The 20,040-nt window shown below is 70.4% G+C and carries 21 protein-coding genes; 9 read left to right on the forward strand and 12 right to left on the reverse strand.

Features of this window, described 5'->3' with window-relative positions; genetic code table 11:
* Nucleotides 1-88: 88 nt before the first annotated feature.
* A complete protein-coding gene (locus ACYVP9_RS02435) occupies nt 89-733 on the reverse strand; it encodes a TetR/AcrR family transcriptional regulator (RefSeq protein ID WP_460603096.1) in 645 nt (214 codons plus the stop codon).
* Nucleotides 734-858: 125 nt separating this feature from the next.
* On the opposite strand from ACYVP9_RS02435, the gene ACYVP9_RS02440 reads away from it, so the two are divergent.
* Complete coding sequence (locus ACYVP9_RS02440; protein WP_460603097.1) at nt 859-1,284, forward strand: PaaI family thioesterase; 426 nt, start codon at nt 859-861, stop codon at nt 1,282-1,284.
* Here the strand turns inward: ACYVP9_RS02440 and ACYVP9_RS02445 are convergent.
* The 4 genes from ACYVP9_RS02445 to ACYVP9_RS02460 all read right to left on the reverse strand — a co-directional run bounded on the left by ACYVP9_RS02445 (nt 1,281) and on the right by ACYVP9_RS02460 (nt 4,733).
* Nucleotides 1,281-1,691, reverse strand: coding sequence for a DUF302 domain-containing protein (locus ACYVP9_RS02445; protein ID WP_460603098.1), 411 nt, complete (start codon nt 1,689-1,691; stop codon nt 1,281-1,283). The two genes, ACYVP9_RS02440 and ACYVP9_RS02445, sit on opposite strands and share 4 nt — an antisense overlap.
* Before the next feature lie 27 nt (nt 1,692-1,718).
* Nucleotides 1,719-3,953 (reverse strand): MMPL family transporter, encoded by a 2,235-nt coding sequence (locus tag ACYVP9_RS02450; protein WP_460603099.1) that lies wholly within the window; start codon nt 3,951-3,953, stop codon nt 1,719-1,721.
* Nucleotides 3,954-4,031: 78 nt separating this feature from the next.
* Nucleotides 4,032-4,301: a metal-sensitive transcriptional regulator gene (locus tag ACYVP9_RS02455; protein ID WP_460603100.1), complete on the reverse strand. Its 270-nt coding sequence runs from the start codon at nt 4,299-4,301 to the stop codon at nt 4,032-4,034.
* A gap of 78 nt (nt 4,302-4,379) precedes the next feature.
* Entirely contained in the window at nt 4,380-4,733 is a 354-nt protein-coding gene (locus ACYVP9_RS02460; RefSeq protein ID WP_460603101.1) for an ArsR/SmtB family transcription factor, read from the reverse strand.
* 86 nt (nt 4,734-4,819) lie between these two features.
* Here ACYVP9_RS02460 and arsM point away from each other — a divergent pair, with 86 nt between their 5' ends.
* The 5 genes from arsM (at nt 4,820) to ACYVP9_RS02485 (ending at nt 8,625) form a co-directional block, all read left to right on the forward strand.
* Nucleotides 4,820-5,587, forward strand: coding sequence for a class I SAM-dependent methyltransferase (gene arsM, locus ACYVP9_RS02465; RefSeq protein WP_460603102.1), 768 nt, complete (start codon nt 4,820-4,822; stop codon nt 5,585-5,587).
* Complete coding sequence (gene arsB / locus ACYVP9_RS02470; protein ID WP_460603103.1) at nt 5,584-6,732, forward strand: arsenic resistance protein; 1,149 nt, start codon at nt 5,584-5,586, stop codon at nt 6,730-6,732. Before arsM ends, arsB begins: the two co-directional genes overlap by 4 nt.
* Complete coding sequence (locus tag ACYVP9_RS02475) at nt 6,729-7,151, forward strand: arsenate reductase ArsC (protein ID WP_460603104.1); 423 nt, start codon at nt 6,729-6,731, stop codon at nt 7,149-7,151. The genes arsB and ACYVP9_RS02475 overlap by 4 nt, the downstream gene beginning before the upstream one ends.
* A 605-nt stretch (nt 7,152-7,756) precedes the next feature.
* Nucleotides 7,757-8,203, forward strand: a complete 447-nt coding sequence (locus ACYVP9_RS02480; protein ID WP_460603105.1) for a DUF5994 family protein — start codon at nt 7,757-7,759, stop codon at nt 8,201-8,203.
* Between the two features lie 38 nt (nt 8,204-8,241).
* A complete protein-coding gene (locus ACYVP9_RS02485) occupies nt 8,242-8,625 on the forward strand; it encodes a DUF5994 family protein (RefSeq protein ID WP_460603106.1) in 384 nt (127 codons plus the stop codon).
* 240 nt (nt 8,626-8,865) lie between these two features.
* On the opposite strand, the gene ACYVP9_RS02490 is transcribed toward ACYVP9_RS02485, so the two are convergent.
* The 3 genes from ACYVP9_RS02490 to ACYVP9_RS02500 all read right to left on the reverse strand — a co-directional run bounded on the left by ACYVP9_RS02490 (nt 8,866) and on the right by ACYVP9_RS02500 (nt 13,237).
* Entirely contained in the window at nt 8,866-9,984 is a 1,119-nt protein-coding gene (locus ACYVP9_RS02490; protein WP_460603107.1) for a GGDEF domain-containing protein, read from the reverse strand.
* Between the two features lie 966 nt (nt 9,985-10,950).
* Nucleotides 10,951-11,781 (reverse strand): mycofactocin-coupled SDR family oxidoreductase, encoded by an 831-nt coding sequence (locus ACYVP9_RS02495; RefSeq protein ID WP_460603108.1) that lies wholly within the window; start codon nt 11,779-11,781, stop codon nt 10,951-10,953.
* 34 nt (nt 11,782-11,815) lie between these two features.
* Nucleotides 11,816-13,237, reverse strand: a complete 1,422-nt coding sequence (locus tag ACYVP9_RS02500; RefSeq protein ID WP_460603109.1) for an aldehyde dehydrogenase family protein — start codon at nt 13,235-13,237, stop codon at nt 11,816-11,818.
* Nucleotides 13,238-13,483: 246 nt separating this feature from the next.
* Here ACYVP9_RS02500 and ACYVP9_RS02505 point away from each other — a divergent pair, with 246 nt between their 5' ends.
* The gene (locus ACYVP9_RS02505; RefSeq protein WP_460603110.1) at nt 13,484-14,692 is read left to right on the forward strand and encodes a cytochrome P450; all 1,209 of its coding nucleotides are present in this window, start codon (nt 13,484-13,486) and stop codon (nt 14,690-14,692) included.
* Nucleotides 14,693-14,779: 87 nt separating this feature from the next.
* On the opposite strand, the gene ACYVP9_RS02510 is transcribed toward ACYVP9_RS02505, so the two are convergent.
* On the reverse strand, nt 14,780-15,964 hold the full coding sequence (locus ACYVP9_RS02510; protein ID WP_460603111.1) for a cytochrome P450 family protein: 1,185 nt from the start codon (nt 15,962-15,964) through the stop codon (nt 14,780-14,782).
* 186 nt (nt 15,965-16,150) lie between these two features.
* On the opposite strand from ACYVP9_RS02510, the gene ACYVP9_RS02515 reads away from it, so the two are divergent.
* Nucleotides 16,151-16,561, forward strand: coding sequence for a nuclear transport factor 2 family protein (locus tag ACYVP9_RS02515; protein WP_460603112.1), 411 nt, complete (start codon nt 16,151-16,153; stop codon nt 16,559-16,561).
* A gap of 12 nt (nt 16,562-16,573) precedes the next feature.
* Nucleotides 16,574-17,131, forward strand: a complete 558-nt coding sequence (locus ACYVP9_RS02520) for a hypothetical protein (protein ID WP_460603113.1) — start codon at nt 16,574-16,576, stop codon at nt 17,129-17,131.
* A gap of 64 nt (nt 17,132-17,195) precedes the next feature.
* Here ACYVP9_RS02520 and dmpG read toward each other — a convergent pair whose 3' ends face one another.
* The 3 genes from dmpG to ACYVP9_RS02535 are packed head-to-tail and all read right to left on the reverse strand — an operon-like array spanning nt 17,196 to nt 19,965.
* The gene (dmpG, locus tag ACYVP9_RS02525) at nt 17,196-18,212 is read right to left on the reverse strand and encodes a 4-hydroxy-2-oxovalerate aldolase (protein ID WP_460603114.1); all 1,017 of its coding nucleotides are present in this window, start codon (nt 18,210-18,212) and stop codon (nt 17,196-17,198) included.
* The gene (locus tag ACYVP9_RS02530; protein WP_460603115.1) at nt 18,209-19,162 is read right to left on the reverse strand and encodes an acetylating acetaldehyde dehydrogenase; all 954 of its coding nucleotides are present in this window, start codon (nt 19,160-19,162) and stop codon (nt 18,209-18,211) included. Before ACYVP9_RS02530 ends, dmpG begins: the two co-directional genes overlap by 4 nt.
* Entirely contained in the window at nt 19,159-19,965 is an 807-nt protein-coding gene (locus ACYVP9_RS02535) for a 2-keto-4-pentenoate hydratase (RefSeq protein ID WP_460604273.1), read from the reverse strand. Before ACYVP9_RS02535 ends, ACYVP9_RS02530 begins: the two co-directional genes overlap by 4 nt.
* Nucleotides 19,966-20,040 lie beyond the last annotated feature (75 nt).

Below are 20,040 nucleotides of genomic sequence, written 5' to 3' on the forward strand. Positions count from 1 at the left end.
TCGACTGAAGTGATGACAGCATCAGTTCTGCGGTAGCGGTCTGCCAAAGGTTTCGTCAGTGCTGTGATCCGTTACAACATGCTTCGGCTCACCCGGTGCGGCGGCGCGGCGGCCGGGGGAGTTCGCGCCGCGCGATCGCCATGGCCTCGGTGCGGGGCAGGCCGAGCATCTGCAGCAGGTTCGCGGCCAGTTCGTCGGACGCGCGGTCGATGCCGCGACGGTTCGTGCGATGCAGCTGGACGACGGCCAGCAGTGACCCGCCCACGCACGCCAGGGCGATGTGCGGATCGGCATAGGTGAAGCGACCGGACTCCTTCGCCCGTTCCATGTCGCGCAGCGCCCGGGGGGCGAGGCCACGCGGTCCGGCGAGGTGGTCGAGGCCGGCGCGGGCGATCACCGCGGCCAGGTCGGGATGCGTCTTGGGGAAGCGTGCGGTGATGCGCACCGAGGCGGCGAACACCTCGGCCGGATCGCTCAGGCCGGCGGTGATCCGGTCGAGCATCGCGCCGTGCTCGTCGAGCACCTCGGCGATGGCCTCGCCGAACACCTCGTCCTTCGACTCGAAGTGGTTGTAGAAGGAGCCGAATCCGACGTCGGCGGTCTCGGTGATCTCCTGGATGCTGACGGACGACGGGTCGCGACCCGACATCAGCGTCCGCGCGGCGGTCACCAGCGCAGCCCGGGTGCGGGCCTTGCGGCGGTCGAACCGGGAGGTGGGTTCGGAGGGAGGCACGGGTCGAGCATAGGACCACGCTCGATCAGGGCTGATGACAACATCAGGAGTGTGGTGTCTCCGATCCATGGTCCCGGAGACGGTCGTAGCCTGGCGCCCGGACCCGACCACCCAGAGGTGACAGCGTGCACTCGGACCGGAACCAGTTGCGCGAACTCCGGACAACCCCGTTCCTGAACCTCGTCGGCCCGCTGTACGTCGACGACGGCGCCGCGAAGCCCACGTTCTGGCTCGAGGTGACCGAGCAGCACGCGAACACGATGGGTAGTGCGCACGGCGGTTTTCTCGCCACGCTCGCCGATGTCGCCGCCGCCCGAGGCGCGCATCTGGTCGCTGCGGACGGACGAACCTTCCGCACGGTGTCGTTGACGATGGACTTCCTCGTGCCCGCTCCGCCAGGGCGCTGGGTGCAGGCGGTCACGACGGTGGACCGCATCGGCCGGCGGACGGCCTTCGCGACGTGCCGGATCAGCTCCGGCGCCGAACTGGTCGCCCGCGCCAGCGCCGTCCTCGCCACGGTCGGCGCCGGCGCGAGGGGAGACCTGCGTTAGGGGGTGTGGTCCAGTGTTCGGAGCGCCGCGGTCAGCTTCGCCCCGGCCTCGTCGGCGACGGGTTGCAGCTCGGTGTTGCCGGTGAAACGGACCATGACGGCGGGGTCGATGGCCTCGACCGCGGTGCGGGGGTGGCCGGGGGTGCCGATGTCGCGCAGGACGACGTTGCAGGGCAGCAGGAGGCCGATCGACTCCTCGCTGCCGAGGGCGCGGTGGGCGAGCGAGGGGTTGCAGGCGCCGAGGATGAGCTGGCCCGGGACGTCGAGGTCGAGCTTCTTCTTCATGGTCGCGGCGACGTCGATCTCGGTGAGTACGCCGAAGCCCTGGTCGGCGAGTGCTGCTTCGACGAGGGGGCGGGCGGTGGCGAGGTCGGTGGCGAGATCGACACGGATTCCGTAACTGCTCATGATTTCCTGCTTCCTGGTCGGGTGATGTCAGTGGCCGAAGCGGACGGTGGGCAGGGCCCGGCCGAGCCAGCGCGGTGAGTACCAGGCCGCCCGTCCGGTGACGCGCAGGATCACGGGCAGCAGTACCAGGCGCACGAGCAGGGCGTCGAGGAACACGGCGACGGCGAGGATGACGCCCATCTCCTTGGGGGCCAGCGGTCCGGACAGGGCGAAGGTCAGGAACACGGCAACCATGACGCCCGCTGCAGCGACGACGACCCTGCCCGACGTGCGCAGCGCCTCGCGCACGGCCTCGTGGGGGTCGTCCTCCGTGTCGTAGTGCTCGCGGACGGCCGACAGCAGGAACAGGGTGTAGTCCATCGCGACGCCGGTGAGCATGGCACCGAAGAACAGCGGCCCCCACGCGTCGACGAAGCCTTGTGGTTCGAAGTTCAGCACCCCGGACAGGTGGCCGTCCTGGAAGATCAACTTCGCCACCCCGAACGCGCCGGCGATGGAGGCCAGGTTGGTCACGGTGCCGACGAAGGCGACCAGCGGGCTGCCGAGAGCGACGAGCAGCAGCAGGAATCCCAGGCCGACGAGCAGGCCGAACACCAGTGGCGTGCGGTGCGACAGCGCGGTCTCGAGGTCGTGGTTCTCGGCGGCGGCGCCACCGATGAGGGTCCCGGACGGGACCTCGGTGCGGAGCCGGTCGATGGTCGCCCCGGTGGCCGGCGCGGAGGCGTCCGTCGTGGGGACGACCATCAGCATCGTGCGGTCGGAGCTGCGACCGGCGGGCAGCACCGCCGCGACGCCGCGATCGGCGCTCAGCACGCGTCGGGTGGTGTCGGCGTCGCCCGTGCCGGTGACGACCTGAAGGGTGCCGGGGGCCCCGGGGCCGAAGGCGGCGACGATCTGCTCGTACCCGGCGCGCGACTGCTGGTCGGCCGGGACGATCGCGATCGACGGCATCCCGGTGCGCAAGGACAGGGCCGGCGCCGCCAGGACGGCGAGGACGACCAGCGTCAGGCCGCCGGTCAGCCACGGGCGGCGGTGCAGCACCGCCCCCCAGCGGTGCAGCAGCTTCTCCAGACCGCGTCGCTGCCCGATCGGCTGACGTGCGTGCGCGCCACGGTGACGGGTGGTGCGGTCGCGCCTCGACCGGATGCGCGTCAGCCGGCCCTTGTCGACCTTGGTGCCGAGTCGTCCCAGGACGGCGGGCAGCAGGGTGAGGGTCGCCGCGAGGACGGCGATGACGGCCAGCATGATGCCCAGCGCCATGGACCGGAACGCCGGTGACGGGACGAGCAGGACGGTCGACAACGAGATCAGCACGGTGACGCCGGAGAACGCGATCGCCTTGCCGGCCGTGGCCATGGTCTCGGCCACCGCGTCGACGGCGGCCTGCCGGTCTCCGGGCCGCGCGCCGCGGCGCTGCAGGGCGGCCCGGAAGCGGACGACGAGGAACAGCGCGTAGTCGATGCCGAGCGCGAGCGCGAACATCATCGCGAAGTTCAGCGCCCAGATGCTGACCGGCGCGACGTGGGTGGCGAGCACGAGCCCGCCCGCTGCGGTGAGCAGCCCCACCAGCGTCAGCATCAGCGGCAGTCCCGCGGCGACGAGGCTTCCGAACGCGAGGACGAGCACGAACATCGTGACCGGCCACGACAGCACCTCGGAGCGGATCATCGCCTCGTGGTTGACGGCGTTGAAGTCGGACCAGAGCGCGCTGTCGCCGGTGAGGTTGACCGACACCGTGCTGGTCGCCAGGGCGGCCAGCGGTTCCTTCAGATGGTCGGCCGCGCGGACCATCCCGTTCGCGTCCGCCGCGGCGCCGCCCTGGACGACGGCGGTCCGGCCGTCTCTCGAGAGCGTCGAGCCGGGCATCGGCGACGTCACCGTGGAGATCCGCGGCTCGGCGTCCAGCAGGCGCTCGACCCGCTGCACGATGCGTCGCGCGGCCGGGTCCTCGGCGAGGGGTCGATCGGCGATGTGGACCACGACCTGCAGGGACGTCGCGCCCTGGCCGCCGAAGTCGCGCTGGATGACCTCACGGGCGGCGACGGACTGACTGCCCGAGTCGACCCACCCCGCACCGGACAGCGCCGACTGCACCTGCGGCGCGAACGCTCCGAAGGCCGCCCCGACCAGGAGCCAGATCAGCAGGACGGCGCGCAGGTGCGTTGCGGTCCAGCGTCCGAGCCGTCCGAGCAGTCCCGGCGTGGCAGCCGGGTCGGACGGCAGGGGCGCGACCGGCACCGGACGGGGACGGGTCGTGGTCATGTCGTCACTCCGAGTATGCGGTACGGGGCAGGGTATCGAGACCGCGGAACTCGACGCCGGGTTCCGTTGTCGTGCGGGTCAGGCGAGGGAGAGGAAGAGCTTCTCCATGCGTTCCGGGCTCATCGGCTCCGACTCGCCGTTGGCGACCGCGGTCATGCACTGACGCATGCCGGTCGACAGCAGGCTGAAGCCGGCTCGGTCCAGGGCGCGGCTGGCAGCGGCGAGTTGGGTCACGACCTCCTCGCAGTCGCGACCGTCCTCCAGCATCTTGATGATGCCGCCGACCTGGCCCTCGATCCTGCGCAGGCGCTTCACGACTGCGTCCGTCGCCTCGGCTTCGATCTTCACGGCGTCTACTTTACATACCCCGGGGGGTACCCGCAAACCTGTTCGAGCGGTCCACGCCGATGTGCGGACCCCGTGGGGTCACGAGGTGAGTGCCGCGCTCGCTCCTTGGAGCGCCTCGGGCACGACGGCGTAGAACGCCCACCGGCCGCGCTGCTCGCGGGTGACGAGGCCTGCGTCGACGAGTGACTTCATGTGGTGGGAGACGGTGGGCTGCGAGAGTCCGACGGGTTCGGTGAGGTCGCAGATGCAGGCCTCGCCCGAGTCCGCGGCGGCGATGAGGGAGAGCAACCTGATGCGGGTGGGGTCGCTCAGTGCTTTGAACACGCGCGCGAGTCGCTCGGCGGCGTCGACGTCGAGTGCGCCCGCGGTCAACGGCGAACAGCATGCGACGGCGTCCGCCGGGCGGATCGGTAGGTCGGTGCGTGCGGGCATGCCACCAGCCTGCCACTTGCATTGACATCCGTCGATACATCGAGGACGCTCGATCCATCGACGCATGTCAATCAGAGGAGCGCACCATGACCCGGTCGGACACCGAACTGCGTGACGAGGTCCGCGCCCGATACGCCGCGGCAGCGACCGCCGTCGGCGACGGCCGCGACGCGCTCGACGTTCTCGAAACGGACTGCTGCAGCGGCACCGGCGAGGTCGACGACGCGTTCGGCTCGGCGCTGTACTCCGCCGACGAACAGGGCGAACTCCCCGCCGAGGCGGTCGCCGCCTCCCTGGGGTGCGGCAACCCGATGATGGTCGCCGAACTCCACCCGGGGGAGAAGGTGCTCGACCTCGGTTCGGGCGGCGGCATCGACGTGCTGCTGTCCGCGCGCAGGGTCGGGCCGACCGGCCACGCCTACGGCGTCGACATGACCGACGAGATGCTCGCTCTCGCCGAGGCGAACAAGGCGAAGGCCGGTGCTGACAACGTCACGTTCCTCAAGGGCACGATCGAGGACGTCCCGCTGCCCGACGGCGCGGTCGACGTGGTCATCTCGAACTGTGTCATCAACCTCTCGACCGACAAGCCGGCCGTGCTCGCCGAGATGTTCCGCGTCCTGTCTCCCGGCGGCCGCATCGGCATCTCCGACGTCGTCGCCGAGGACCACCTGACCCCGGCCGAGCGGGCCGAGCGGGGCTCCTACGTCGGCTGCATCGCCGGCGCCCTGTCCCGTGCGGAATACCTCGACGGGCTGGCTTCGGTCGGGTTCAGCGACGTCGACGTCACGTTCACCCACGAGGCGGCCGAGGGCATGCACTCCGCGCTGATCCGGGCCGTCAAGCCGGCATGACGCACCTCGACCGGCAGGGCCCGTCCGCAGCCGGATCGACGGACACGACGACCGCCGGGTCGGCGTCCGACCTGGACGTCCCCGTGCTGCGCCGGCTCTCCACCCTCGACCGGTTCCTCGCGGTGTGGATCATCGCCGCGATGGCGCTCGGGCTGGTCCTCGGCCGCACCGTCGACGGGCTCGACGACGCGCTCAACAGCATGAAGGTCGGCTCGGTCAGTCTCCCGATCGCGATCGGGCTGCTGCTGATGATGTATCCGGTGCTGGCCAAGGTCCGCTACCGACACCTGGACCGCGTGACCGGCGACCGTCGGCTGCTCGTCGCCTCGCTCGTCCTGAACTGGCTGCTCGGGCCGGCGTTGATGTTCGCGCTCGCCTGGCTGCTGCTGCCCGACCTGCCCGAGTACCGCACCGGTTTGATCATCGTCGGACTTGCCCGCTGCATCGCCATGGTGCTCATCTGGAACGACCTCGCCTGCGGCGACCGCGAGAGCGCCGCCGTGCTCGTCGCGATCAACTCCGTCTTCCAGATCGCGGCGTTCGGACTGCTGGGCTGGTTCTACCTGCAGGTCCTGCCCGGCTGGCTCGGCCTCGACCAGGTCCGCGCCGGCTTCTCCATCGGCACCATCGTCGTCTCCGTGCTCGTGTTCCTCGGCATCCCGCTCGTGGCCGGCTACCTCACCCGCACCGTCGGCGAGAGAGCGCGGGGCGTGCGCTGGTACGAAGACCGCTTTCTGCCCAAGATCGGGCCGGTGGCCCTCTACGGGCTGCTGTTCACGATCGTGGTGCTGTTCGCTCTGCAGGGCCACACCATCACCTCGAAGCCGTGGGACGTCGTGCGCATCGCCCTGCCACTGCTCGTGTACTTCGCGCTCATGTTCGGCGGTGGGTTCGCCCTCGGCCACCGGCTGCGGCTCGGCTACGCCAAGACCGCCACCGTCGCGTTCACCGCCGCAGGCAACAACTTCGAACTCGCCATCGCGGTCGCGATCGGCGTCTTCGGCGTCACCTCCGGCCAAGCCCTCGCGGGCGTCGTCGGACCCCTTGTCGAAGTGCCCGTCCTCGTCGCCCTCGTCTACGTCGCCCTCTGGCTGCGCCGGCGCTACTACCCGGCGAAGACCGATCCGGAAGTGACCACGTCATGAGCCACCGTCCCACCGTCCTGTTCGTCTGCGTTCACAACGCCGGCCGCTCCCAGATGGCCGCCGGATGGCTGGCCCGACTCGCTGGCGACCGCGTCGACATCCGCTCCGCAGGCTCCGAACCCGCCGACCAGATCAACCCCACCGCCGTCGAAGCCATGCGCGAGGTCGGCATCGACATCGCCGCCGAACAGCCCAAGCTGCTCACCACCGACGCGGTGTCCCGCGCCGACGTCGTCATCACGATGGGCTGCGGCGACACCTGCCCCTACTTCCCCGGGAAGCGCTACGAGGACTGGGACCTCGTCGACCCCGCCGGCCAACCCATCGAGGTCGTTCGCCAGGTGCGGGAGGACATCAAGGCGCGCGTCGACACGCTCGCGGCGGAACTGCTCGGCCCGCCCGAAGTCCGACGGGGCTGACCGAACCGCCCCGCGAGCATGCTCCTCGAGGAGAAGCCGAGCTCCATCGATTGCGTCAGCTCTCGTGTGCCCGCGCCCCACGCCACTGGTTCCCCCCGGATCGGCGACGTGGAGCGGGGTACTGAAACGCCGCCGACGACCCGTCCCCCCGGATCGAGTCCGCCACGTGCGCTCCGCCAGGGTCTGCCCTTTTGTTGGGGCATGTGGTCACCTCCGGGTCGATTGGCACGCGGTCCACGCCCAAAAGCGACAAGGGATGCAAACGGTGTCGTCGCTGTTGCCCAGACGCGCCTTCCGCGACGAACTCGTTACGGCGCCGGAGCCGGGTCCTCGCCGGCAGGATCGCCCGCCGTCGCGCGAGCGGACCGGTGCGGACCCTCGTGCCGGGCCGCCACTGCGTGCCCGGAACGTAGGGTGAGGTCGTCACCTCGTCCGGCTCCTGCCGCGGGTTGTCCGGGCGTCGGCGACGCGCGCGATCGACCCGAACCCTCGGACCGCGATCATCGGCAGGACAGCCCGTCCGGGACGGAAACGTCGTTGCCCCTGCTCACCATGGCTGCAGTCAGCCGCTCTCATCTGCAGGACCACCCGCGGCGCGGTGGCCGATGACCTGCCCTGCGCCTGCCCGCCTGGCGTTGTCGACCCGTCCGGCACTGCTGGATCGCCTGCACGGCGCCTGGTGGCCGACGAGTGACGATCTCGTCAGCGAGCTTCCGCTCATGCTGGTCACCGCGGCGCCGTCCGTACCCGCCGTCATCGGCGTGTCCCTGAACCGAAGCGAGTGGCCCGGCGCGCCCCTGATGTTCCGGGCCTTCGCCACCCACAGTCCGACGTTGAGCTGGTACGGCCTGCCGGAACCGCACCTCGCGGTCCTGCAGTGCACCGGCCGCCGCCGCCTCGTGCTCCTTCTCGTCCCGCCCGACACGAGCCGCCGCGCCGCCACCGCCGCGATGGCGATGGCGAGCACTCCGGGCAATGCCTTGTCCGCGCACCAGACGCTGGAGTTCGCCCTGCTGCGCGCAGCAGCCGTGCCCGGCACCGACAGCGCGTAGGCTCGCCACGTCAGCGGTTCTCCGCGACCGACCACTCGATGTCGGACGCGCTCCTGGCGAACCAGCTACCTGGCCGCCGGCGCGCGGCCGGACAGGCCCGGCTCATGGCCTCCCTCTCGCAGTCCGTCCACGCTCACCAGGAGTGGACTCCTCGCAGCGGCGACCTCGTCGCCGAGTTGCCCGAGCTCGTCCGCGCGATGCGCGACGACGGCGACGGCGACGACGGCTTCACCGTCAGACGGGTGATGTTCAACCCGGCCGATTGGAACTCGGGCTTGCCACGTTCCTCGACCGTCGAGGCCGGCGGACGCATCAAACTCGGGGCGTTCCACTACCAGCAACGGGGCACGGTCACCGTCATCTCCGACGACGGTCAGAACCGGGTCACGCTGCGGCTGCCCGCGGCGTCCGACACGACCTGACCCAGGAGTCGGTGTCGGCCCAGGTCGCGTTTCGCGGCGGGCACCCAACAGATCGGCGACGCGCGCGGCCGACGCGACGACCGGTCTTCGGCCGGCGATCCGGGGACGGTCCTCGATCCGACGATTCCGCAGAACGCGAAGATCGCCGGCTACACCCGGGCGCCATTGCGAGGGCCGTCACGTTCGACCATCCGTCCACCGTGAGGGGTCCTGCCGACTTGGGTGCACGTGTGCCCGGAGTCAGCTGACTTGACGCTGTCGGGTTGCGTTCGGCTCGGGCGCGGGATCGATTCGGTTGTCGGCGTGACTGCTGCCGACGCTGCGGCGCGAAGTGCCGTTGTCGAGCCGGTCGGTGTTGCGTCCTGCGTCCTTGGCGTCGTACAGGGCGGTGTCGGCGGCGGCGAGGGTCAGCGTGGCGTTGCGGCCGTCGCGGCAGCACGCGATACCGGCGGAGAACGTGACGGTCGGCTGCAGCAGGTGCCACCGCTGGCGGAGCCGATCGAGCACTGTCAAGCCCTGTTCGGGCGTGGTCGACGGAAGGACGAGTACGAACTCCTCTCCGCCGAAGCGGGCGCAGTAGTCGTCCTCGCGCAGGGTCGCACGCATGGCACTGCCGAAGTCGGCAAGGACCTGGTCGCCGACGCTGTGACCCTGCTCGTCGTTGATACGTTTGAAGTGGTCGAGGTCGCAGACGATGAGCGTCGTGCCGGGCTGGCACGTGGCCAGGCGCACGTTGAGGTCGCGGCGGTTGGGCAAGCCGGTCAGCGGGTCGCTGAAAGCGGCGGCTCGTAACGACGCCTCCATCACGTGCTGGCGGGCCACGAAGCCGCTAAGCACTTCGGCCAGAATGATCCATACGCTGGTCGCCACGGCGAGGCGGATCCCGACTTCGGAATCGAGCTTTCCGTAGATGGAAACCAACGCCAGCGACGACGGCAGGACGAGCAGGAGGCTGCGTCGCGGCCGTTGGGTCAGTCCGGCGTAGCCGAAGCACAACGTGAAGAACCCGGACAGGGGCGCGAACGACCCGTGGCTGTGCATCCCCAGCGCGAAAAAGGCTGCGAACACCATGACGGGGAAGAGAAGCAAAGCCGGCGTCGGTAACGGGCGCCAGTCGATCACTACGCTGAGCGCGGTCAGGCAGACCATGACGGCTGACACCGCGCCCAGGGCTATCCACGCCCGCTTGTCGAGATGCGAGATCGGGGCGGCTGCGGCTGTCAACGTGCCCGTCAGCAGCAGCAGCGTGCACCCCATCGCAACCGAGGTGTCCGCATGACCCAGCCCGAGCCTGGTCAGCAGCCGGCGAACCACGCGGGTTTCTGGACGTCGTCGCTGCTGAACCTGCCATCTGGTCACGTATGACTCATCGGCGGGGCGGCGTCCGGCTTGAGCGCAGGGATCCACCGAAAGGAGTTCGTCCTGCAGCGCATGACCAGGCACCCTCGCGCCTTCGTGTCGGTACGCGCCCTCCGACCGGCGATCATCGTGGCGCCAGAACAGGTTGGCAGGGCGGACCCATCGACCTGGGGCCCGAGCGCCCGGTGCAATGACGAGACGTTCCGTCTTCGATGCCACCGGACGAGCACTGAGTCTTCGGTTGGCGGTGACAGCGCTGGGGGTGAAGGACGATCACACCGTCCCGCCGCTGTGCGGAACGACGCCACGACTCACCGCGCGACCGGCCCCCGACATTCGGGGGTTGTGGGGCGGGCGGGGCTCGAACCCGCGACCCAGGGATTATGAGGTCTCACGGCCTCACCCTTGTGTGATTCCCCGTCAACGCAGGCATTCGGGGCCTGTGCGCGCACCGTTACTCGCCGAATACCCGGGTGTAGCGGTCCCGGTCCTCTATTGGTCGAACTGCAGCGTAACGCGACGGGACGCGGGCAGGGTGTAATTGCCCCGCCTGGGACGGGCGAGCGCTTCCACAGCAGTCCCGCAGGTGCCCGTCACGTCAACGAACTCGCCCGGGGCCGACGGCCGGAGCGAGCGCGCCGGTGCTCACGAAGCCGACCCCGATACCCCGGCACGCCGGACAGGTGACGGCGCCGATGACGGCGCGCCATGGGCCGGGGTGCGCCGTTCTGCGCAGGGGCTCTCCGCACACCGCCTCGAGGCCCGGCATGTACGGCACCAGCGAGATGTGTCGCAGTTCCACGTCGTCGTATCCCACGTAGAGCGGTGTGACGTCCGGCAGGAGAGCCGTCTGGAGCATGGCATCCCTCCAGGGAAAGGGGACGGGGCCGTGGCGACGGCGTCCCGCCCGCGTGACGTGCGCCGGAACCCGACGGCGGACAAGCGTCGAGCGTGGCCGGGGCGCGTTCAGATGATCGTGGCGCCACCGTCGACGACCATGGTGGTGCCCGTGACGTAGCGGGCCTCGTCGGAGGCGAGGAACAGGACCGCGTTGGAGATGTCGATCGACTCGAGCCACGGGATGGGCAGCGCCAGCAACGGGGCGAGCCGTTCGGTGAACACGTCGCGGTTGCCGCTCGGCAGGTCGGGGGCGAACAGGTCGTAACTCGTCTGGTTGTGGATCAGGTCGGTGTTGACCGGACCCGGGTGGATCGTGTTCACCCGGATCGAGTGCGCCGCGTTCTCCAGTGCCAGCGACTTCATGAGGCCCACCAGCGCGTGCTTCGCCGACACGTAGTGCGCCATGTTCGGGGCGGCCTTGATCGCCACCGAGGAGCTCGTGATGACGATCGACCCGCCCTGGCCCTGGGACAGCAGCGTCGGCAGGGTCGCGCGGCAGGTGTTCCACACCCCGGTGACGGCCACGTCGAGCGTCTCGCTCCACTCGGCCTCGCTGAGGTCCTGGGTGAGGCCGTGGGACCAGCTGACCGCGTTGGCGACGACGACGTCGAGCCGTCCGAGCTGCGCCACCCCGTCCGTGACTGCAGCGGACAGGGCGTCAAAGTCGCGGACGTCGACCGTCCTCGCGACGATGCGCCGGTCGAGCGCCTCGACCTGGCGGACGGTTTCGGCCAGGTCCTCCTCCGTCGCGGGCTTGGCGATGTTGGTCTTGACCGGCGCGCAGATGTCGATCGCGATGATGTCGGCGCCCTCCTCGGCCAACCGCACCGCGTGGCTGCGTCCCTGACCGCGCGCCGCCCCGGTGATGAAGGCGACCTTGCCCTCGACTCGTGCCATTGCGTTCTCCTCGTGAGTGTCGTGAACGTGCGGGTCAGGCGGTCGGCTGCGAGATCGTCTTCACCTGCACGTACTCCTCGATGCGTTCGAACCCACCGCCGTTCACGCCGCTGTTCTTGTAGCCGGAGAACGGGTTCGGCGGACCCCAGTCGCCGTTGACGCACACCCGGCCGGTCTCCAACCGCCGTGCGACGTCGGTCGCGCGGCCGACGTCGCCGCTGTACACGAGCCCGTTCAGGCCGTACTGCGAATCGTTGTGCAGCGCGATCGCGTCCTGCTCGTCGTCGTACGCCGTCACGGTCAGAACCGGGCCGAAGATCTCCTCCTGGAAGATCCGCATGCGCGGCGTCACGTCGCTGAACACCGTCGGGCTCACGTAGTAGCCGCGGTCCAGTCCGGCCGGTCGTCCGCCGCCGAGCACGGCCTTTGCGCCCTCGTCGAGGCCGTAGCGGATGTAGGACTCGACGCGGTCCCGCTGACGGGCGGTGACGATCGGGCCGATGGTGGTCGCCGGATCGCTGGGGTCACCGACCTGCGTGGCCTCCAGAGTGGTGGTGATCGCGTCCAGCACCTCGCCGAGGCGGCTGCGTGGGGCGAGCACCCGGGATGCGGCGAAGCACACCTGGCCGCTGTACGGGATGCACTGCGGGTTGATGGCCGCGGCGAACACGTCCAGGTCGGCGTCGTCGAGCAGCAGCGCGGCGGACTTGCCGCCCAGTTCGGCCGTCAACGGTGTCAACCGCTCGCCGCAGATCGCGCCGATCGCGCGTCCGGTGGCCGTCGAGCCGGTGAACGCGACCTTGTCGACTCCGTCGTGACGGACGAGTGCGTCGCCGGTGGGGGCCCCGCCGGTGACGATGTTCATGACACCGGCCGGGATGCCCGCGGCCATGAACACCTCGCCCAGAACGAGAGCGTCGAGGGACGTCTCGGGCGACGGCTTGGCGACCACGGTGCACCCCGCCGCCAGCGCCATCCCGACCTTGCCGCCCAGCAGCGCCTGCGGCGCGTTCCAGGGGACGATCGCCGCGACCACGCCGACGGCCTCACGACGGATGATGCCGCGCGAGCCGAGCATCTCGCTCAGCTCCTCGACCTCGAACTGGCGCGCGAGCATCGCCGCGAAACGGTAGGTACCGGCGCCGTCGGTGAATCCGGTCCACCACTGCGGCGAGCCGTTCTGCTCGGTGATCAGCGACTTGATCTCATCGCTGCGGGCGTCGTAGGCGTCGGCGACGGCGTCGAGGACATCGGCGCGCTCCTTCGGCTGCAATGCGCTCCACTCACCCAACGCGCCGCGCGCCGCGCGCACGGCGGCGTCGACGTCCTCGGCGCCCGCCTCCGGGACGGTCGTGATCACCTGCTCGGTCGCCGGGTTCGTCAACGTGACCGTCGCGCCGGAGTGGGCCGGACGGAACGCGCCTCCGATGTAGAGGTCGCTGCGAGGGGATGCCATGGGCGTCTTCTCCGTTCGGTACGGGTCTGCGGGGACGGGGCGACGGTGGTGGCCGGCGTCCGCAGTCTGACCACGCGCGTGCCGCCGGACGAGTCACACGTCTCACCTGATGAGGCCGGGTGGTTGCTGCCGGGTTCTCGCAGGGCGGAACCGGTCCGTTGACGGGTCCGCGCCGCGGTACTTCGCTCGGCCCGCCACCCGTTCGCGGCACCGTCGGTGACCCCGGCGACGACCTCAAGGAGACCCATGCTGAGTCACGAGACAACCGGCCACATCTACCCGGTGCTGCGCGGCGCGTGTCCCTTCGACCCGCCGGAGGACTATGTCGACATCCGGGAGTCCACGGGCACGGAGCGCGTGCGGCTGTGGAACGGCACCGAGCCATGGCTGGTCACCCGCCACGCCGACGTGCGTGCTGTGCTGGCCGATCCGCGCTTCAGCGCCGACGGCAGTCGTGGCCTGCCGGCCGCGTCCGAACGCGACGCGAAGATGCCGATGCGCCGGACGTTCCTGCGCATGGACGACCCCGAGCACGCCCGCATGCGCGGCATGCTCACCCGGGAGTTCACCGCGCGCCGCATCGAGGCGATGCGGGCGCCGCTGCAGGACATCGCAGATCGTTTCGTCGACGACATCCTCGCGTCCGGACCCAGGGCCGATCTGGTCGAACAGTTCGCGCTGCCGATGCCGTCACTGGCCATGTCGATCATGCTCGGGGTGCCTTTCGACGACCACGACGTGTTCCAGCAGTCGACCGCCGTCATGATGGACATGAAGTCGAGCGCGGACGAGATGATCGCGGCGACCGGCCGGTTGGCCGGGTACCTCGGCGAGCTCGTCGCCCGCAAGCAGCACGAGCCAGGCGACGACATCATCAGCCGGCTGCTGGCCGACCAGGTGGCATCCGGAGCGCTCGGCGTCGAGGATCTCGTCGGCATGTGCATGTTGCTGATCGTCGCGGGGCACGAGACGACGGCCAACATGATCGCGATGGGCACGCTGGCGATCCTCGAGAACCCCGACCAGCGCGCGGCGATCACGGACGCTGAAACCCCCGCCTCGCTCGCCGCGCCTGTCGAGGAACTCATGCGCTACCTGTCGGTCATCGAGAACGGGTTGGTCCGTGTGGCCACCGAGGACGTAGAGGTCGGCGGTGCGCTCATCCGTGCCGGCGACGGCGTCATCATCAACGTCCCGGCGGCCAACCGCGACCCCCGCGCGTTCGAGGACCCGGACCGCCTCGACCTGCGCAGCGCGGTCCGCAAGCACCTCGGCTTCGGTCACGGCGTCCACCTCTGCCTCGGTCTCACGCTGGCACGGGTGGAGATGCAGATCGCGTTCTGGACCCTGTTCCATCGGTTGCCCGGCCTGCGGCTCGCCGTCCCGATGTCGGAGCTGGCGTTCCGCGACACCAAGATGGTGTACGGGATCGCCGAACTCCCGGTCACGTACTGACAGCGACTACCTCCGGCACCCGGCGACAGCTCCGCCCCTGGGACCACCACGGTCCCAGGGGCGGACGACTGTGTGCGGACGCCGCCCTCAGCCGGCCCATTCGACGGTGAGGGGGAGATGGCCGATGCCGCGGGCCGGCCAGGCCGCGCCGCTCGTCGGGCCGGCGGGCGTGATGCTGATCGTGCGTGCGAGCAGTTCCTCGACCGCGACGCGCAGCGACATCCGGGCGAGGTCGGCGCCGATGCACCGGTGGACGCCGGTGCCGAAGGAGAGATGCTTGGCGTTGCGTTCGCGATCGAGCCGGAACACGTCCGCGTCCGGGTGGATCTCCTCGTCGTTGCCGGCTGACGACCAGAGCAGAGCGACGAGCTCGCCCTCCGGGATCGTCGTGTCCCGCAGGGTGACGGGGCACCTGGTCGTCCGCGCCAGACCGAACACGGCGCCCCACATCCGGATCGCCTCCTCGACCGCCGCCGGGACGAGCCCGGGGTCCTGACGCAAGCGGTCCTGCAGGTCCGGGTTCTCGGCCAGGTAATGCACCAGCGACGCCAGCGTCGTCCCGCTCGTCTCGTGACCGGCGCTCATCAACTGCTTGAACATGCCCTCGATGTCGGGATCGCTGAGCGGCTCACCGTCGACACGACCTGCCAGCACCTGGCTCATGAGGTCCTCGCCCGGCGGCCGGGGGTTCGCCCGGCGGTCCTCGCGCAGCGCGGTGATGTAGGCCGAGATCTCCTGGAACACCGCCGACAGCGCGGGCAGGTCCTGGGCGTGGGCGGCCGCGAGCGTCCGCATCGTCCACTCGGTCAGCTGATGCTTGTCGCTGTCGGGGAAGCCGAGGAACAGGCAGAGCAGACCGCCGGTGTACGGCCGTCCGTAGTCGCGGCAGAACTCGATCTCGGACGGCCGGCCGGCCGACTCGATCAGCTCGATCGCGAATTCGCGGAACCGCTTCTCGAACGAGCGCACCCGCGCCGGCGTGAAGGCGGGCTGCAACACGTCCCGGTACTTCTTGTGCTCCGGCGGGTCGCTCTGCTGCGGCTTCCAGCGGATGCCGCCGAAGTCCTGCTGCGGGATGACGAACTGTTCCTCGATGCTGAAGATCTCGGGGTGCCGACCGGCGTAGTTGATGTCCTCGTACTTCGAGAGCGCCCAGAACCCGCCGAACGCGTCGCTCCAGGCCACGGGACACTCGGCCCGCATCCGTGCGAGCACGGCGTCGGAATGGTCACGGACCTCGATCGAGGTCGGATCCCAGTCGCTGATCGGCATCTGCTGTCATCCCTTCGTCGCCGGGCGGCCGGGGCGGTGGCGCACCGCCGTGGCCGGGAGGGCCATGGACCCACGCGACGGCTGCCGTGCCAAACGTCGCGACCCACTGGGCGGGACGGGGCGCCGAATCACGATGTGGACCGGAAGCGGCCGTCGGCGATGCGCTGCGCGCTAGCGTCACACCCCGTGACCAGCCCGGACACCGAGGCGACCAGAGAGCTCGTCTCACGCACGTCCGCCGGCGGCCTCGAGGCCGTCCTCGTGACGCTGCACGACGATCTCGTGCTCGACGAGCCGCCCTTCCTGCCCTACGGCGGGATCCATCACGGCCGCGACGGCTTCCTCGCGGTGATGAAGGGGGCGTCGGCTCTGCTCGACCTGCCGTCCGTGCGGGTCGAGAGCGTCGTCGCCGACGGCGAGCGCGCGGTGCGCATCATGTCCCTGCGCCTGCTCGACTCCGGCGCCCCCGTCCGGATCGCCGAGGAGATCACCGTGCGCGACGGGAAGATCGCGACGATCCGGGTGTACTGGTTCGATCCCGAGCCCCTGCTCGCGGTGCTGGCCCAGCGCCGCGCCACCGCCACATCGACGACGTAACGGGAGAGACGGATGCTCGTCCACTGGTCCTTCAACGCGAACGATCCTGCGCATGTCGCGCCGATCCTGGCCGAGATCCTGGGCGGTGAGGTGGTCCGACCGCCGGTGCCGCCGTACGGGCCGGAGTCGGTGTGGGTGTGCCTCTTCGACGAGATCGGCACGCTCGTCGAGCTCGCGCCGAGCAACGTGGCGTGGGTTCCCGACGACGTCGCGACCGCGGTGGAGAAGGTGATGGACGAGGACGTCTCCACCTACACGTACAACCACACGCTCTGGAAGTCCGCAGTGTCCGTGGAACGGATCCGCGAGATCTGCGAGGCCGAGGGCTGGCACACGCGCTTCTTCGACGGCCCGTTCAAGTTCCAGGGCGTCTGGATCGAGAACCGGCAGTACGTGGAGTTCGCTCCGGCCGAGCTGCTCCCGCTCTACACCAGCATGTTCGGCCGCGAGGGCCGGGACACGATGCGGGCCAAGAACGCCGCCCGCGGCGAGCTCTACCAGAAGATCGGCACGCAGGCCTCGCGGGTGTCGGAGTTCTCGCTCGAGGGCGACCCGCTGCCGCAGACCTGACCCGCGCAGGCAACCCGCCGACGGCGCCGGACCCCGGGTGGGGGCCGGCGCCGTTCTCGTGGAGCTACCGGGACGAGCCCGCGAGGTCCAGGGCGATGTCGACGATCATGTCCTCCTGGCCGCCGACCAGCCCGCGGCGGCCGACCTCGACGAGGATGTCGCGGGTATCGAGGCCGTAGGTGGTCGCTGCGCGCTCGGCGTGGCGCAGGAAGCTGGAGTAGACGCCGGCGTAGCCGAGGGTGAGGGTCTCGCGGTCGACCTGCACCGGACGGTCCTGCAGGGGCCGGACGAGATCGTCGGCGGCGTCCTGCAGGGCGAAGAGGTCGCAGCGGTGGTCCCAGCCGGAGATGTTCGCGACCGCGACGAGCGGCTCGATGGGGCAGTTGCCCGCCCCGGCGCCCATGCCGGCCAGTGAGGCGTCGACGCGCGTGACGCCCTCCTCGACGGCGACGACGGTGTTGGCCACGGCCAGCGAGAGGTTCTGGTGGGCGTGGATGCCCAACTGGGTTTCCGGCTGCAGGATGTCGCGGTACGCGCGGACACGGTCGCGGACGCCGCTCATCGTGAGGCGGCCACCGGAGTCGGTGACGTAGATGCAGTGCGCGCCGTAGGACTCCATCAGCTTCGCCTGCTCGGCGAGCGCGCTGGGCGCGGCCATGTGGCTCATCATGAGGAAACCGGAGACGTCCATGCCGAGCTCGCGGGCCTTCGCGATGTGCTGCGCGGCGATGTCGGCCTCGGTGGCATGCGTGGCCACGCGCACCGAGTTGATGCCGAGCTCGTGGGCCCGCTCGAGGTTCTCGATGGTGCCGATGCCGGGCAGCAGCAACGTGGTCAGCCGCGCGTTCTTCACGACGGCCGCGACGGCGCCGATCCACTCGTCGTCGGTGTGCGCGCCGACCCCGTAGGTCAGCGACGAGCCGGCGAGGCCGTCGCCGTGCGCGATCTCGATCGCGTCGACCCCGGCCGCGTCGAGCGCGGCGGCGATGGCGGTGACGTCGTCGATCGTGTATTTGTGCCGCACGGCGTGCATGCCGTCGCGCAGGGTCACGTCCTGGACGTAGACGGTGGGGCCGCTCATGCCAGGGCCTCCATTCCGAGTCGTTCGGCGATGCGTTCGCCGACCCGCAGCGCGGCCGAGGTCATGATGTCGAGATTGCCGGCGTAGGCGGGCAGGTAGTGGGCGGCGCCCTCCACCTCGAGGAACACGCTGACCTGTGTGCGCAGGCCCGCCGGCAGGCCGGGAGCCAGCAGGTGGGTGCCCTCCGCGGCGTCGACGTCGCGGAACTGCACGCGCTGCTTGAGTCGGTATCCGGGCACGTATGCGGCGACCTGCGCGGCCATCGCGTCCACGGCGTCGGCGACGCGTGCGCGGGTGGCCTCGTCCAGCCGGTCGGTCAGGGTCAGGACTGTGTCGCGCATGATGAGCGGCGGCTCGGCCGGGTTCAGCACGATGATCGCCTTGCCCCGGGCGGCGCCGCCCACCTGCTCGATCGCCGCCTTCGTGGTCTCGGTGAACTCGTCGATGTTCGCTCTCGTGCCCGGCCCCGCCGACCGCGACGCGATCGAGGCGACGATCTCCCCGTAGTGCACCGGCGTCACCGACGCGACCGCGGCGACCATCGGGATGGTGGCCTGCCCGCCGCAGGTGACCATGTTGACGTCGTCGGCGTCGAGGTTCGCCTCCAGGTTCACGACCGGCACCGTGTACGGGCCGATCGCCGCCGGGGTGAGGTCGACCAGGCGCTTGCCGAAAGGGGCGAGTTTCGCCGCGTTCGCGACGTGCGCCTTCGCCGAGGTGGCGTCGAAGACGATGCCGATCGCGTCGAAGCCCTCGAGCGCGATGAGCCCGTCGACGCCGTCCGAGGTCGTCGGCACACCCATGCGCCGGGCGCGGGCCAGACCGTCCGACTCCGGATCGATGCCGACCATCGCACCCATCTCGAGGGTGTCGGACAGTCGCAGCACCTTGATCATGAGATCGGTGCCGATGTTGCCCGACCCGATGATCGCCACCTTGACGCGCGTCATTCCCGTTCTCCTTCGACGAAGCGGACGCCGACGCCGCCCAGCGGGTCGAGCTCGGCGCGGACGTCGGACCCGGCGCCGACGGCCACCATCGGCCCGAGCGCCCCGGACAGCACGACGTCGCCCGCGCGCAGCGGGTCGCCCACCCGGGCCGCGGTCGCGGCGAGCCAGGCGAGCGCCGCGAGCGGGTCGCCGAGGCAGGCGTCCCCCCGCCCTTCGGACACCGGCCGGCCGTCCAGCAGCAGCGTCATCGTCACCTCGCGCGGCTCGAACTCGTCGAGGCGCAGCTGCCGTTCCCCGAGGACGAACAGTCCGCTCGAGGCGTTGTCGGCGACCGTGTCGCCGAAGCTGATGTCCCAGCCGGCGATGCGGCTGTCGACGATCTCGATCGCGGCGAGCGCGTAGGCGACCGCGGGCCGCACCGACGAGGGCGTCGCGTCGGGGTCGTCGAGGCCGGCCGCCAGCACGAAGGCGATCTCGGCCTCGACCTTCGGCTGCAGCAACCGGGCCATCGGCGCCGTCCCGGTGACCTGCATGTCGTCGAACAGCAGACCGAAGTCGGGCTGGTCGACACCGAGCTGGGCCTGCACCGCCGGGGCGGTCAACCCGATCTTGCGTCCGACGACGCGCGCCCCGCCCGCGCGACGCCGGTCGGCGAGCTCGCGCTGCACGGCGTAGGCGGTGGCGACGTCGTCGCGTCCGACGAGGTCGCGCACGGGGGCGCACGGCACGCCGGTGAGGCTCGCCTGCGACAGCCGGGCCACGGCCTCGTCGACGGCGGCGGTATCGGGAGCTGAAGTCACGATGGTCAGGGTCGGCCTGCGCCATCGGGGACGCCAGCCGGCGGTCCCGTCCAGCGAAACGGTGTGGCTGCCCTCGCA

Source organism: Jatrophihabitans fulvus, assembly GCF_054781375.1.

Coding starts and splice junctions, on each gene's coding strand:
- ACYVP9_RS02445 (WP_460603098.1), bottom strand. CDS start 1,691: ATGAGCAGTTACGGAATCCGTGTCGATCTCGCCACCGACCTCGCCACC.
- ACYVP9_RS02450 (WP_460603099.1), bottom strand. CDS start 3,953: ATGACCACGACCCGTCCCCGTCCGGTGCCGGTCGCGCCCCTGCCGTCC.
- ACYVP9_RS02460 (WP_460603101.1), bottom strand. CDS start 4,733: ATGCCCGCACGCACCGACCTACCGATCCGCCCGGCGGACGCCGTCGCA.
- arsM (WP_460603102.1), top strand. CDS start 4,820: ATGACCCGGTCGGACACCGAACTGCGTGACGAGGTCCGCGCCCGATAC.
- arsB (WP_460603103.1), top strand. CDS start 5,584: ATGACGCACCTCGACCGGCAGGGCCCGTCCGCAGCCGGATCGACGGAC.
- ACYVP9_RS02475 (WP_460603104.1), top strand. CDS start 6,729: ATGAGCCACCGTCCCACCGTCCTGTTCGTCTGCGTTCACAACGCCGGC.
- ACYVP9_RS02480 (WP_460603105.1), top strand. CDS start 7,757: ATGACCTGCCCTGCGCCTGCCCGCCTGGCGTTGTCGACCCGTCCGGCA.
- ACYVP9_RS02485 (WP_460603106.1), top strand. CDS start 8,242: ATGTCGGACGCGCTCCTGGCGAACCAGCTACCTGGCCGCCGGCGCGCG.
- ACYVP9_RS02495 (WP_460603108.1), bottom strand. CDS start 11,781: ATGGCACGAGTCGAGGGCAAGGTCGCCTTCATCACCGGGGCGGCGCGC.
- ACYVP9_RS02500 (WP_460603109.1), bottom strand. CDS start 13,237: ATGGCATCCCCTCGCAGCGACCTCTACATCGGAGGCGCGTTCCGTCCG.
- ACYVP9_RS02505 (WP_460603110.1), top strand. CDS start 13,484: ATGCTGAGTCACGAGACAACCGGCCACATCTACCCGGTGCTGCGCGGC.
- ACYVP9_RS02510 (WP_460603111.1), bottom strand. CDS start 15,964: ATGCCGATCAGCGACTGGGATCCGACCTCGATCGAGGTCCGTGACCAT.
- ACYVP9_RS02520 (WP_460603113.1), top strand. CDS start 16,574: ATGCTCGTCCACTGGTCCTTCAACGCGAACGATCCTGCGCATGTCGCG.
- dmpG (WP_460603114.1), bottom strand. CDS start 18,212: ATGAGCGGCCCCACCGTCTACGTCCAGGACGTGACCCTGCGCGACGGC.
- ACYVP9_RS02530 (WP_460603115.1), bottom strand. CDS start 19,162: ATGACGCGCGTCAAGGTGGCGATCATCGGGTCGGGCAACATCGGCACC.